General features: G+C 45.9%; 14 protein-coding genes. 2 read left to right on the top strand and 12 right to left on the bottom strand.

Annotated elements, in window-relative coordinates; genetic code table 11:
* Window positions 1-68: 68 nt before the first annotated feature.
* The 7 genes from OO016_RS06010 to rsgA all read right to left on the bottom strand — a co-directional run bounded on the left by OO016_RS06010 (window position 69) and on the right by rsgA (window position 6,384).
* Window positions 69-1,046 (bottom strand): polyprenyl synthetase family protein, encoded by a 978-nt coding sequence (locus OO016_RS06010; RefSeq protein ID WP_266011619.1) that lies wholly within the window; start codon window positions 1,044-1,046, stop codon window positions 69-71.
* 73 nt (window positions 1,047-1,119) lie between these two features.
* Entirely contained in the window at window positions 1,120-2,163 is a 1,044-nt protein-coding gene (rlmN, locus tag OO016_RS06005) for a dual-specificity RNA methyltransferase RlmN (RefSeq protein ID WP_266011618.1), read from the bottom strand.
* A 71-nt stretch (window positions 2,164-2,234) separates the two neighbouring features.
* The gene (queA, locus tag OO016_RS06000; protein WP_266011616.1) at window positions 2,235-3,284 is read right to left on the bottom strand and encodes a tRNA preQ1(34) S-adenosylmethionine ribosyltransferase-isomerase QueA; all 1,050 of its coding nucleotides are present in this window, start codon (window positions 3,282-3,284) and stop codon (window positions 2,235-2,237) included.
* Window positions 3,285-3,366: 82 nt separating this feature from the next.
* Complete coding sequence (locus OO016_RS05995; protein WP_266011615.1) at window positions 3,367-4,599, bottom strand: 3-phosphoshikimate 1-carboxyvinyltransferase; 1,233 nt, start codon at window positions 4,597-4,599, stop codon at window positions 3,367-3,369.
* A gap of 59 nt (window positions 4,600-4,658) precedes the next feature.
* Entirely contained in the window at window positions 4,659-4,985 is a 327-nt protein-coding gene (locus OO016_RS05990; RefSeq protein WP_266011614.1) for a nucleotide pyrophosphohydrolase, read from the bottom strand.
* Window positions 4,982-5,437, bottom strand: coding sequence for a D-aminoacyl-tRNA deacylase (gene dtd / locus OO016_RS05985; protein WP_266011613.1), 456 nt, complete (start codon window positions 5,435-5,437; stop codon window positions 4,982-4,984). Before dtd ends, OO016_RS05990 begins: the two co-directional genes overlap by 4 nt.
* Window positions 5,437-6,384: a ribosome small subunit-dependent GTPase A gene (rsgA, locus tag OO016_RS05980; RefSeq protein WP_266011611.1), complete on the bottom strand. Its 948-nt coding sequence runs from the start codon at window positions 6,382-6,384 to the stop codon at window positions 5,437-5,439. Before rsgA ends, dtd begins: the two co-directional genes overlap by 1 nt.
* 110 nt (window positions 6,385-6,494) lie before the next feature.
* On the opposite strand from rsgA, the gene OO016_RS05975 reads away from it, so the two are divergent.
* Window positions 6,495-6,935, top strand: a complete 441-nt coding sequence (locus OO016_RS05975; protein ID WP_266011610.1) for a hypothetical protein — start codon at window positions 6,495-6,497, stop codon at window positions 6,933-6,935.
* Between the two features lie 65 nt (window positions 6,936-7,000).
* Here the strand turns inward: OO016_RS05975 and OO016_RS05970 are convergent, their stop codons facing one another.
* From OO016_RS05970 to OO016_RS05950, 5 genes are all read right to left on the bottom strand, one after another.
* Window positions 7,001-7,675, bottom strand: coding sequence for a head GIN domain-containing protein (locus OO016_RS05970; protein WP_266011609.1), 675 nt, complete (start codon window positions 7,673-7,675; stop codon window positions 7,001-7,003).
* A gap of 118 nt (window positions 7,676-7,793) precedes the next feature.
* Entirely contained in the window at window positions 7,794-8,876 is a 1,083-nt protein-coding gene (locus OO016_RS05965; protein WP_266011608.1) for a bifunctional 3-deoxy-7-phosphoheptulonate synthase/chorismate mutase type II, read from the bottom strand.
* A gap of 10 nt (window positions 8,877-8,886) precedes the next feature.
* Window positions 8,887-9,747 (bottom strand): prephenate dehydrogenase, encoded by an 861-nt coding sequence (locus tag OO016_RS05960; protein WP_266011607.1) that lies wholly within the window; start codon window positions 9,745-9,747, stop codon window positions 8,887-8,889.
* A 24-nt stretch (window positions 9,748-9,771) separates the two neighbouring features.
* Window positions 9,772-10,923 (bottom strand): pyridoxal phosphate-dependent aminotransferase, encoded by a 1,152-nt coding sequence (locus OO016_RS05955; protein ID WP_266011606.1) that lies wholly within the window; start codon window positions 10,921-10,923, stop codon window positions 9,772-9,774.
* Window positions 10,920-11,747, bottom strand: a complete 828-nt coding sequence (locus OO016_RS05950) for a prephenate dehydratase (protein WP_266011605.1) — start codon at window positions 11,745-11,747, stop codon at window positions 10,920-10,922. The genes OO016_RS05955 and OO016_RS05950 overlap by 4 nt, the downstream gene beginning before the upstream one ends.
* A gap of 384 nt (window positions 11,748-12,131) precedes the next feature.
* Between OO016_RS05950 and gldA the strand changes: the two genes are divergently transcribed.
* Window positions 12,132-13,028, top strand: a complete 897-nt coding sequence (gene gldA / locus OO016_RS05945; protein WP_266011604.1) for a gliding motility-associated ABC transporter ATP-binding subunit GldA — start codon at window positions 12,132-12,134, stop codon at window positions 13,026-13,028.
* The last annotated feature ends 198 nt before the right edge of the window (window positions 13,029-13,226 follow it).

Genomic DNA, 13,226 nt, shown 5'->3' with positions numbered 1-13,226 from the left:
AAGAGTTGCCCGGATAATCAAAAAAGTTCAAAAAAGATTCTAATATGCTGATATGCAAATGTATAGGGTTACTTTTTTCGTTCCACCACGTAATTCAGCATAAGGTGTAAGGCATCTTTATAGGGGGAATCCGGATAGGGTTCAAGCACTTCCAGCGCCTGCTCCTTAAACTCATGCATCCTGGATTCTGCATATTCAAGACCCCCTTTCTCCTTTACCAGGGCAATGACCTCCTTAACTCTCTTTTTATCACGGTTGTGATTTTTCACGGAATTAATCAACCAGTTCCGCTCCTTCTTTCCGCATTGGTTAAGCGCATATATGAGGGGGAGGGTCATCTTCTGCTCCTTGATATCGATCCCAGTTGGCTTGCCTATGCGCTCTTCTCCATAATCAAACAGGTCGTCCTTGATCTGGAATGCCATCCCACAAAGTTCACCAAACTTCCAGAAAGTATCCACATCGGGGGAATCCGGTTTAACTGAGGTTGCACCAAGGGCACAACAGGCGGCAATCAAAGTGGCTGTCTTCTGCCGGATGATCTCGTAATAGACTTCTTCCGTTATATCCAGCCGGCGCGCCTTCTCCAGCTGCAGCAGTTCACCCTCACTGATTTCCCTTATGGCAATTGAAATGATTTTAAGCAAATCAAAATCCCCGCTTTCCACAGAGAGGAGCATTCCTTTTGAAAGAAGGTAGTCTCCCACAAGGACTGCTATTTTGTTCTTCCAAAGTGCATTAATAGAGAAAAACCCACGACGCTTGTTGCTATCGTCTACCACATCATCATGCACCAAGGAGGCCGTGTGTATGAGTTCAATAACGGAGGCACCCCTGTAAGTACGCTCATTTACCTCGCCCTCGTTGAGCAATTTAGCACAGAGAAACACGAACATTGGGCGCATCTGCTTGCCCTTCCTGTTAACAATGTAATAGGTAATTCGGTTTAGGAGTGCCACTTTGGAAGACATGGATACGAAGAACTTCTGTTCAAACAATTCCATCTCCTGCAGCACAGGTTCCTTTATTTGGGCTACTACTTTCAAACCGGCAGACTGACCATTTTATTCAGGTGCCGTAAAATTAGGGAAAATACACCTTGGTTACTCTGGAAATTCCTCATTTGGATTTATTCGCCAGCTGTCCACAGGCCGCGTCTATATCCTGACCCCTTGACCGTCTTATGGTAACAGTAATACCGGCTTCTTCAAGGGCCTGCTGGTATTGATTTACCACATGTTCCGGAGCCTGTTGAAATTCTCCCTCATCTATGGGGTTGTACTGGATGAGGTTAACCTTGGCCGGGGCAAACCTGCAAAAACGGATAAGGGCATCGATATCTTCCCTCTTATCGTTTACCCCTTCCCAGACCACATATTCGTAGGTAATCCGGTTTCGGGTTTTGGAATACCAGTACTCCAGTGCTTCCCGTAATTCCTGAAGTGGCATTTTTTCATTGAAGGGCATTATAGAGGATCGTGTTTCATCAATGGCCGAGTGCAGGGATACAGCCAGGTTAAACTTCACGCCTTCATCTGCCATCTTCCTGATCATCTTGGGCACTCCTGATGTAGATACGGTTATTCTCCTGGGAGACATGCCAAGGCCTTCCTTTGAAGTAATTTTATCGATGGCTTTGAGCACGTTACGGTAATTCATGAGTGGTTCCCCCATACCCATAAACACGATATTGCTCAAAGGGCGTCCGCAATAGAGCCTGCTTTGCCTGTCAATGGCCACTACCTGGTCATAGATCTCATCGGGGTTCAGGTTTCGCATGCGCTTTAATCGTGCAGTTGCGCAGAACCTGCAATCCAGGCTGCAGCCTACCTGACTGGACACACAGGCCGTTGAACGAGTCTCCGTGGGAATTAACACTGATTCTACAAGCAAACCATCGTGCAACCTAATGGCGTTCTTTATGGTGCCATCAACACTGCGCTGCAATTGGTCTACCGCCACGTGGTTGATCACAAAATATTCATCCAGGAGATTACGGGTTTCTTTGGAGATATTGGTCATGTCCTCGAAGCGGTGTACCGATTTCTGCCATAACCATTCATAGACCTGATTGCCGCGAAAAGCCTGGTCCCCTCGTTCCACAAAGAAATCACGGAGTTCTTCTTTGCTCAATGCCCGGATATCTCTTTTCTCCATTTTCATGTCTGCAGTTTGTCAAAAAATCCTGCCCTGCGCTCCAATGAAGTCTTTCACCGGACAATATTCGGGTTACCTTATAAAATCAGCATCGCATCCCCGTAGGAATAGAAGCGATACTGCTCCAGGATAGCCTCCTTGTAGGCCCTTTTCATCAGGTCATGTCCTATAAATGCCGAAACCATCATCAACAGGGTAGATTTAGGCAGATGGAAGTTGGTAATCATGGCATTGGCAATACTGAATTCATAAGGAGGAAAAATAAACTTGTTAGTCCAGCCTTCAAATGTATTCAGCGTTCTTTCCGAAGAAACAGCGCTTTCCAGTCCGCGCATAACTGTAGTTCCCACTGCGCAAACCCTCTTTTTGTTACTTTTCGCCGTGTTTACGATCTCTGTTGCCTTCTCATCAATTACCAGTTCTTCACTGTCCATTTTGTGCTTGGAAAGATCCTCCACCTCAACCGGGTTAAAAGTGCCCAGACCCACGTGAAGTGTTAATTCAGCGAAGTCTATTCCTTTTATTTCCAGCCTCTTAAGTAAGTGCTTGGAAAAGTGCAGGCCTGCTGTTGGCGCGGCCACCGCACCTTCATGTTTGGCATAAATAGTCTGGTATCGGTCTTCGTCCTCAGGTTCTACCTCGCGCTTGATGTATTTAGGCAGGGGTGTTTCACCCAATTCCCTCAATTTTCTGCGGAAATCTGTATAAGAACCGTCGTAAAGGAAACGAAGGGTCCTTCCTCTTGAAGTTGTGTTGTCAATTACCTCAGCTACCAGGCTTTCGTCCTCGCCAAAATACAGTTTGTTACCAATCCTTATCTTTCTGGCGGGATCAACCAGTACATCCCACAGCCGCTGCTCTTCATTGAGCTCGCGAAGCAGGAACACTTCAATCCTGGCACCTGTTTTTTCCTTGTTTCCAAAGAGCCTTGCAGGAAAAACCTTGGTGTTATTGATTACCATTACATCGCCTTCATCAAAATAATCGATAAGGTCTTTGAACATCTTATGCTCAATCTTGCCGGTATCCCTATGGATGACCATAAGTTTGGATTCATCCCTGTTCTCTGCAGGGTATTCGGCCAGTAATTCTTTAGGCAATTCAAAATTGAAGTGAGATAATTTCATAGGGTCTTTTTTGTTCGGATTTTTTGAAGTTGCAAATATACAATCCTGCCAGGGGGGTTGTCAAGTAAATACACCAGAAATACTAGGAAACCTCCCGGATATCAAAAGAAATGGTCTTCAGATCTTTCCAGAAGTAGGGATACGATTTGGATACCACCCCGGCATCATTAATAGTGATTGGGGTATGCAAACCCAGAGGGGCAAAGGCCATTGCCATACGATGGTCATTATAAGTGTCTATCGCAACTCCGGATACTATTTCATCAGATGGCTCTAGCTGCAATGTGCTGTTCGTGGTAGTAATCTTACCTCCGAGTTTGGTCAACTCTTTTTCCAGTGCAAGCAGCCTGTCTGTCTCCTTAATTTTCAGAGTATGCAGACCTGTAAGGGTACAGGAAATCCCCAGGCCAAAACAACTTACGGCTATGGTCTGCGCCAGATCCGGAGCTTCAGTAAGGTCGCAATCCAGGTGGTTAATCTGGGCCTTACCTACTTTTGTCAGCCTTATGGAATGCCCTTCAAAACTGGTTTCCACACCAAAATCGGCATATATATTCTGCAGGACACTATCGCCCTGAAGACTGTTAGCTTTATAAGATGACAGCAATAGCTCAGAACCTTCCTCACTCAAGGCTAAAATACTGTAGAAATAAGACGCTGAACTCCAGTCGGACTCCACCACAACCAGCTTGGGGTCAACTTTGGCCTTGGGGTATACGCGAATCCTCTGACCTGTAAATTCATTTCTGATTCCAAGTTCTTCAAGGAGTTGCAGGGTCATACGGATGTAGGGAACCGACGTGATCTGCCCTTCAAGGTCCAGGATTAAGCCTTCTTTGAGGGAAGGAGCTACCAGCAGCAGTGCAGAAATATACTGGCTGCTTACATTGGCAGGCAGTGATATTTGGTTTAGTTCCAGTGCCCTGCCACGTAAACCCAAGGGAGGGTATCCCTCATTGCCCAAATAGTCAATATCCGCTCCCAATCTACGCAAAGCATCTACAAGAATGGCGATTGGACGTTCCTTCATTCTGGAAGAGCCCGTAAGCACAATATCCGCACCTTCCAGGGTAGCAAAATAGGCTGTAAGGAATCTCATAGCTGTTCCCGCATGGTGGATGTCTACCTCCCCCTGCTTTACCTGAAGTCCTTTTTGCATTACCCTCACATCATCTGCATTGGACAGGTTCTCTATAGTAATTCCCGGGTACAGGGCCTGAAGCAGCAATAGTCTATTCGATTCACTTTTGGAACCGGTGATGGTAACCGCTGCTTTAATTTGATGACCGCGGGGTGCGGAAATGGAAAGCTTCAAGAGAAAAGATTTAATGGGTTATTTTACCTGGCTTTACCCAGAGGGGTTTAAATATAGTGCTATTTCAGCTTTGTATTGCTCTGATGCCTGTCATGGTCTCGTTTGGCCTTTAACTGTAATTTCCTGTCAAAAGCTTCCTGAAGGTCTATACCGGTTTGATTGGCGAGGCACAGTACCACAAAGAGTACATCGGCCAACTCTTCTCCCAGATCCTTTTCCTTGTCGGATTCCTTTTCGCTCTGCTCCCCGTACCTGCGGGCAATAATACGCGCCACCTCACCTACTTCTTCGGTAAGCTGCGCCATATTAGTCAATTCATTGAAATATCGCACACCATGATTACGAATCCAGTCATCGACTGCCTTTTGTGAATTCTGAATATTCATAAATCTCTGTTTTTAGAATCTATAATAATGGTAACGGGGCCATCATTTAAAAGCTCAACCTTCATGTCGGCTCCGAAAATTCCTGCCCCTACCGGTTTTCCCAGCTCAAGTTCCAACTGCTTTAAAAAAGCCTCATAAAGTGGAATTGCCACATCTGGCTTAGAGGCCCTGATATAGGAGGGGCGGTTCCCTTTTTTGGTGGAGGCATGGAGCGTAAACTGACTGACCACCAGAATATCGCCATCTGTTTCCAGGACAGAGCAGTTCATTACCCCCTGCTCATCATTGAAGATACGGAGGTTTACCAATTTTCGGCTCAGCCAGCTGATATCCTCATGAGTATCGGCATCCTCTATCCCCAGTAGAACCAGAAGGCCATTCCCTATTTTACCAGTAACCTCACCTGATATAGCGACGCTGGCATGGCTTACTCGTTGCAGAACTACTCGCATTAGCCTTCGTAATTATCCATTCTGTAGGTATCTTCTTCACCTGTCACCATCTGAACGTAGGAGCGATAACGGCTCCAGGAGATTTCATCCTTTTCCAGGGCTTCCTTGACGGCACACCTGGGCTCATCCAGGTGCAGGCAGTTGTTGAATTTACAATCGGCCTTGAGCGCCAGAATCTCGGGAAAATAGTCGCCAATTTCATCCTTTTCCATATCCACCATGCCAAATCCCCTGATACCCGGGGTATCAATAATCCTTGCACCGATTTCCAGGTCGTACATTTCTGCAAAGGTGGTGGTATGCTGCCCCTGCAAGTGCTGCTCTGAAATTGCAGAAGTGCGCAAATTGAGTTCCGGAGCAATGGCATTGATAAGTGTTGATTTGCCCACACCGGAATGCCCGGCAAACATGCTTGTTTTACCTTTCATCAGGTCTTTTACCCTGTCCAGGTTTTTCCCGGTCTTTGCCGATATCTCCATACAGTTATAACCAATTTCCCGGTAGATGGAAATCAGATAGAGTACCTCTTCCAGCGCCTCCTCGTCATAGATATCAACTTTGTTAAACAGCAATACAGCCGGGATATCATAAGCCTCTGCCGTAGCTAGAAAACGGTCTATAAAAATGGTATAGGTTTTTGGCTCCTTCACGGTGACCAGGAGGAACACCTGATCAATATTGGAAGCAATGATGTGGATTTGCTTGGAGAGTTTTACTGACTTGCGAACGATGTAATTTTTCCGGTCGCCGATAGCAGAAATGATCCCCACGGTTTCATCCCCTATGGCTTCCACATGGAACTCCACCTCGTCTCCCACCGCAACGGGATTAGTACTTTTCAGTCCCTTGATACGGAATTTTCCCTTAATCCGACAATTGTACACCTCTCCCCCGGTCGTCTTTACCGTGTACCAGCTTCCTGTGGATTTGTATACTGTTCCCTGCATGTCTGTTGAAAACTCTTTTACAAAGAAACAATAATACTCGAACTTTACGTTTACTCATTAGGCTAACTTTGGTAGCACACAAACAATCCACTAAAACAAAAACCACAATTATGAAGAAAATCCTGATTATCCTATTTGTATGCCTTACGGCTACGTTCGAGATGACTGCCCAGCAGTACAAGGTAATTACCAGTGTAGAATCTATTGTCCCTAATGGTATGGGACGTTCACGTATTATCAATGCCATGGAAGACAAAGACTACAAGGAATACACCAGCGTTCAGACCGAGGAAGACAATACTCGAAACAAATCGAAAAGAGCGGATATCCGCGTAAAAAACTTCGAAGAAACCAAACTCCTTAACTTCTTTAACCTCGGGGGTATCCGGTTTCAGAACATTGCAGCCAATGACGCGCTAATTTCTTCCATGATAAATGACATGATCGCCAATGGATGGGAACTGGCTTTTGTTACCAGTGCCGTTGAAAGTGAAGGAGGAAAAGGAGATGGACAGGGTATTTTTATTACGCGCTATATCTTCAGGAAGTAAGATCAGCCTGATAAAACTAAAAAAACCTGGCTTTGCAGCCAGGTTTTTTTTACACTTAAACTTAACTAATCCTGAATATAAACTCTTCCTCCGGCGAAGGTATTTTTGATAACCTCACCCGGGTTGCCATACACATATACATCTCCACCCGCCTTTACATTAATATCTACTTTTTGGGAGACAAATAATTCTGCTTCACCACCTGCCGAGATCTTAACGCTAGCTTCTTCCGATTTCAGGTCCTTGGCTTCAACAACACCCCCTGTATTGATCACTACGAACTGATTGGTTGCACGCCCTGAGGCTTCAACGATCCCGCCGGTCACAGCGCGAACATCAATATTGTCTACCTCCAGGCCCAAACGGATCCTGGCTCCCTCCTGGGCCCTGACTTCAATACGGTCCCGCTCTATCAATTCATTGGCAACGATCCTTGCCCCTTCATTGCCATCTATGATCTCCAAATCAGTGTAATACACTTCAATAAAGGTTTCTTCGCCCCGAAATTTCCTGTCGAGCTGCATCCTGAGTTTAAGTACCCCGTCTTTGTTTACAAATTTGATATCATCCACATTTTCGCCTTTGATAAGGATACGGTTCTCATCAGATTTGATCAGGTTAACTTCAATCAGGTCAAAGACCTTAATTTCACGAAAATCACCCACTTCTTTGTCAACCATGCGCTGGCTAAATCCTGTGATTGCTACCAATAAAAGGCATGTAGTCAGTATTTGTTTCATTCTAAAGTTCATTAAAGTTTCCAATAAAGACTCGCAGCAATACGATTTGTTACAGTAAGGGAATAAAAAAACCTCCTTTTTTTTAGGAGGTTTTCGGTCTTAAAGTATAGTTATATGCCTAGGCATTGATAATCTTCTCCTGGTGGTTGATGGATTCCTGGTGTATAGCCTTAAACATTCTGAGGACAAATTCCTCACTTAAGCCCTTGGTTTCCCCTTCAAGGATCATTTTACCTAGGATGGCATTCCAGCGATTGGTTTGCAAAACGGCAACGTTGCGCTGCTTCTTCAATTCTCCGATCTGATCGGATACCTCCATTCTTTTTCCAAGGATATCGAGCAACTGGTTATCGATCACATCGATCTGCGCTCTTAAATTTCCCAGTTTACTTCTGTATTCTGCTTCCTGATCGGTTACCTTTCTGATCCTTAGGTCTTCCATAATCTGAACAAGGGTTTTGGGGGTTACTTGCTGTGCAGCATCGCTCCAGGCATTGTCCGGATCAATATGGGTCTCGATCATTAGGCCATCATAATTCAGGTCAAGTGCTGTCTGCGAAACATCGAAGATCATATCCCGCCTGCCGCATATATGCGAAGGATCATTGATCAGGGGCAGATCCGGGAATTTGGTTTGCAGCTCAATAGCCAGCTGCCACTCAGGGATATTCCGGTATTTGGTTTTTCGGTAAGACGAAAAGCCACGGTGGATTACACCCAGTTTTTTGATATCGGACTTATGCAAACGCTCAACAGCTCCCAGCCAAAGAGATAGATCCGGATTCACCGGGTTCTTGACCAGAACAACCTTATCCGTTCCCTTAAGGGCATCTGCGATTTCCTGCACGATAAACGGGCTCACGGTAGAACGAGCACCAATCCAGAGCAGGTCCACGTCATGTTCCAGCGCAAGGTCTACATGGGTCTTGTTGGCTACTTCCGTAGCAGTCTTCAGGCCAGTTTCCTTCTTTACTTCCTGAAGCCATTTAAGGCCAATGGCCCCTACCCCCTCAAAATTTCCAGGGCGGGTCCGGGGTTTCCAGATTCCTGCCCGATAATAATTGACGTCTGTATCTTTTAACTCATGTGCAATTTTAAGGACTTGTTCTTCCGTCTCTGCACTGCAGGGCCCTGCGATAACCAGCGGATGGGGAAGTTCCATATCGTCCAGCCAGGACCTGAGTTGTTTCGAATTTTCCATGGTTTTGTTTTTATTGTTTGTTCAGCGGGATTCCGTCCAGGATGCCTTTGATCCTGTTGGTATCGTCCATTTCCTTGAATATTCCCGGAAAGTCTTCATCTACCAGCTTCTGCCTGAATTGCTGAAGGTTTTGGATGTATTCTTCCAGTGTTTCGATTACGTTTTCTTTGTTTTGCTCAAAAATAGGGGTCCACATAGCAGGGGAACTCTTAGCCAGGCGTACCGTACTTTCAAACCCACTACCTGCCATGTCAAAGATATCCCGCTCATTTTTTTCCTTTTCAATAACTGTTTTCCCCAGCATGAAGGAACTGATATGGGATAGGTGCGACACATATGCTATGTGCTTATCGTGGGCCTCAGGGTTCATGTAGCGGATGCGCATCCCGAGTTTACGGAACAGGTCGAGCCCCAATTCCTGTAGCTTGAATGCTGTTTGCTCTACTTCACAAATAATATTAGTCTTCCCTTCAAAAAGGCCCTCGAGGGCTGCTGAAGGCCCTGAGAATTCTGTTCCGGCAATAGGATGGCAGGCCAGGAAATTACGCCTTTTGGGGTGATGGGCCACAACCTGGCAAATTTCTGCCTTGGTAGAACCAGCATCCAGGACCAGGGCTTCTTCACCTGCATGATCCAGCACACGGGGTAGTTCGCAGACCAATGCATCTACCGGGATGCTGAGGATCACCAGGTCTGCATCGCAAAGTCCGCTGTAATCAGCCGCCTGGTCTACAAGACCCAGGTCAATGGCTTCCTGGAGGTGATCAGGATCCCGATCGATCCCGAAAAGCTTCACTTCAGGGTAGTGCCTGCGAATATCCCTTGCCAGGGAACCGCCAATTAAACCAATACCTATTACATATACCTTCATAGTTTTTCCTTCTGCCACTAATCCTTAAAGCTTTAGCCTGTTAATAGCCTCTTTTATTTTTTCCTCTTTCACGCAGAGGGAAAGGCGAATATACCCCTCGCCGTTACTTCCAAAAATGGTCCCGGGTGCAACAAAAATATCTTTTTTGTAAAGCAAGTCGTCGATGAAGCTTTCCGCATCGGGGGAACCTGCCGGTAGTTTACACCAAACGAACATCCCAACGGCATTTTTATCGTACTCACATCCCAGCAGATCAGCCACCTCAAACATAAGCGTGCGCCTGGCCCCATAGATTTTATCCAGACGCTCAAACCATTCCTTCCCGCTTTTCAAAGCGACTATAGCTCCTTTTTGGATCCCGTAGAACATCCCGGAGTCCATATTGCTCTTTACCTTCAAAATAGCCTGAATATGCTGTGCATTTCCCAATACCATCCCCACACGCCAACCGGCCATGTTAAAGGTTTTGCTGAGTGAATTCAGTTCCAGAGCTACCGAACCCGCTTCGGGAATCGAAAGCAAACTGATAGGATTCTGGCTCAATACAAAACTGTAAGGATTGTCATTTACGAGAAGGATATCATTTCTTTGGGCGAAAGCAACCAGGGTAGTCAGTTGTTCCTGTGTTGCCGTTGCCCCGGTAGGCATATGGGGATAACCCACCCACATGAGCTTTACCTTTTCCAGGTCGTCCTGCTCCATTCTTTCCAAATCAGGAAACCAGCCATCTTCCTCTTTCAGGGAATATAGCCTGGGCTTTGCTCCAACCAGTTTGGTCACCGCGCTGTAGGTTGGGTAGCCGGGATTGGGGATCAGGACCTCATCACCATCATTGAGAAATGCCATGCTGATATGCATAATCCCCTCCTTGGAACCCATTAGGGGGAGGATTTCACTGGTTGGGTCGGCCGTAACACCAAACTTTTCCTGGTAGAAGCGGGCTATACTTTCACGGAATTCCGGGAGCCCCTGGTAACTCTGGTACTGATGCGCACCGGCTTCTTTAACCGATTCCTGTAATGAGGCAATCACCTCATCTGAAGGTGCCAGGTCCGGGCTGCCAATACCCATGTTTATAATGGGCTTTCCTTCAGCCATAAGCTGCCTTACCTCCCGAAGCTTACGGGAAAAGTAATATTCCTCTACGGTATGCAGTCGGTCTGCCGTTCGTATCACAATCGCGCGTTTTTATATTCACCTAAAACCTTGAAATCCTCAGACATAATATGAAGCAGGGATTTCGCCTTGGCAAAATATTCGTACTTATCAAAGGTAACATCCACAAAAAAGGCATACTTCCAGGGGGTCTCAATTATGGGTAATGACTGTATTTTGGTCAGGTTCAGGTTACAGTCGCTCATTACATTAAGCACTGTGGCCAGACTCCCCCGTTTATGGTCAGTTATAAAGCGAACCGAAGCCTTGTTGATCTCCTCTTCCGACAGCACCTTGTTTTTGGTTTTAATTACAATAAACCTGGTAGCGTTATTCTTGATGGTCTGTATATCCGAGGCCAGTATTTCCAGGTCATATAAATCTGCAGCTACACCAGGTGCTATGGCTGCAATCCCTTTCCATTGATTTTGCTGAATTTGCCTGGCGGTTTCCGCGGTATCAAAATCCTCAACCATCTTGATGTGGCCCTGGGTCTTCAGGTATTCCCTGCATTGCAACAGGGCCATAGGGTGCGATCTTACTTCCTTTATATCATTGAGTGTTTGTCCCGGTAGAGCCATCAGGTGGTGATGAATATTCAGGTAGTGCTCCCCAATGATGTGCAAATTATTTTGATAAACCAGCGCATAGTTGGGTATAATTGAGCCAGCAATGGAATTTTCTATGGCCATAACCCCCTTATCTGCCTTACCCAGAAGCAACTGATCTACCAGTTCATGGAAAGTAAGGCATTCCACTAGCGTGGTATCATCCCCAAAATATTCACGCACCACCTGGTGGTGGTTAGAACCCTTAATTCCCTGTATGGCTATTTGCATGGCCAATTTGATTGTGGTTTATATCAAAAAAAAGTCCCGTACGTTACGGGACCCTATCTTACTTTATCGTTAGCAATGCTCTAAAACAGTCCCATACCTCTTTGACCAAAGAAGTAAAAATAAAACCCGTTCCAGAAATAATTGCGTGTCATGTTCATTGTTTGAAGCGACTAAGGTAATTATTATCTGCAAAATTCAAAGGACTGCCCTCGCTTTTTTAAAAAATCTTCATTTTGAGATAATTCATTGCAGAAATCAAATGGATTTGTACATCTGATTACGAAATATGCATTATGCTGATTCAGGTTATTAGCTGGTCCTCTGAGGGATTCCCTGATGCCTGCGCGCTGCAATGCCTGTTTTGTGTATTTTTACCTGAAAATTGTACCCATGTCCATTCAGGTAGCAGGCATATCGAAATTCTATGGCAAACAGAAGGCCCTGGATAACATTTCCTTTGATATCAAAAAAGGGGAAATCGTAGGATTCCTAGGACCTAACGGAGCAGGCAAGTCCACCATGATGAAAATCCTGACTACTTACAGCAAGGCCCACTCCGGGCAGGCATGGGTAAACGGTTTTGATGTGGAAAAGGAAAGTGGACGGGTGCAGCAATCCATCGGATACCTGCCAGAGCATAATCCGCTGTACCTGGAGCTCTATGTTCGGGAATATCTCACATTCAATGCCGAGGTTTACGGTGTCCCTATAGAACGGATTGACACGGTTATTGCCGAAACCGGCCTGGGCCCGGAAGCACATAAGAAAATCGGGCAGCTATCCAAAGGTTACAGGCAAAGGGTAGGCCTGGCTGCAGCATTGCTGCACGATCCGGAAGTGCTTATTCTGGATGAACCCACAACCGGGCTGGACCCAAACCAGCTTCAGGAGATCCGAAGGCTGATCAAAAAAATGGCGCAATCAAAAACCATCCTGCTTTCCACACATATTATGAAAGAAGTGGAAGCCCTGTGCGATCGGGTGTTGATCATAGACAAGGGTAAACTGGTGGCCGACAAGGCCCTGTCTGATCTCAGGACAGAGGAAGAGCAGGTTATAGTGGTTGAGTTTGATTACCGGGTAGAAGAAGCTTTTTTACAGCAACTCCCGCATGCCACAGAAGTCAGGAATACGGGTGGTTTTGTCTACGAGATCACTTTCAGCACTTCTAAAGATATGCGGCCGGCAGTTTTTGATTTTGCTCATGACAACCAACTGAAAGCCCTGCAACTAAACCGCAAAAATAAAAATCTGGAAACCCTGTTCAGCGACCTGACGGGGGAATAAGCCCCTGGGTGTTGATCCCTGTATTAGCAAAGGCTACTTCACTCTAATGCATGTTCTTTCCATATGACTCGGGCAGCAAGTAACATTCGGGATACGCAGTAATTCCTTAAGCGTGTTAAAGGATTCTAATACAGCAATATCTGACCTCTCTTCCAACTGTGAAGAAGATTGGGCCGTCAGTAAAGAAATAGCATAGCA

The organism is Lentiprolixibacter aurantiacus, from assembly GCF_026241225.1.
Classification (GTDB): domain Bacteria; phylum Bacteroidota; class Bacteroidia; order Flavobacteriales; family Flavobacteriaceae; genus Lentiprolixibacter; species Lentiprolixibacter aurantiacus.
This window is presented reverse-complemented; position numbering and strand designations above follow the sequence as displayed.

What these genes read in the sequence shown, in the direction of transcription:
- rlmN (WP_266011618.1), bottom strand. Translation starts at nt 2,163, where the DNA reads ATGAAAATGGAGAAAAGAGATATCCGGGCATTGAGCAAAGAAGAACTC.
- queA (WP_266011616.1), bottom strand. Translation starts at nt 3,284, where the DNA reads ATGAAATTATCTCACTTCAATTTTGAATTGCCTAAAGAATTACTGGCC.
- OO016_RS05990 (WP_266011614.1), bottom strand. Translation starts at nt 4,985, where the DNA reads ATGAATATTCAGAATTCACAAAAGGCAGTCGATGACTGGATTCGTAAT.
- dtd (WP_266011613.1), bottom strand. Translation starts at nt 5,437, where the DNA reads ATGCGAGTAGTTCTGCAACGAGTAAGCCATGCCAGCGTCGCTATATCA.
- rsgA (WP_266011611.1), bottom strand. Translation starts at nt 6,384, where the DNA reads ATGCAGGGAACAGTATACAAATCCACAGGAAGCTGGTACACGGTAAAG.
- OO016_RS05975 (WP_266011610.1), top strand. Translation starts at nt 6,495, where the DNA reads ATGAAGAAAATCCTGATTATCCTATTTGTATGCCTTACGGCTACGTTC.
- OO016_RS05970 (WP_266011609.1), bottom strand. Translation starts at nt 7,675, where the DNA reads ATGAAACAAATACTGACTACATGCCTTTTATTGGTAGCAATCACAGGA.
- OO016_RS05965 (WP_266011608.1), bottom strand. Translation starts at nt 8,876, where the DNA reads ATGGAAAATTCGAAACAACTCAGGTCCTGGCTGGACGATATGGAACTT.
- OO016_RS05960 (WP_266011607.1), bottom strand. Translation starts at nt 9,747, where the DNA reads ATGAAGGTATATGTAATAGGTATTGGTTTAATTGGCGGTTCCCTGGCA.
- gldA (WP_266011604.1), top strand. Translation starts at nt 12,132, where the DNA reads ATGTCCATTCAGGTAGCAGGCATATCGAAATTCTATGGCAAACAGAAG.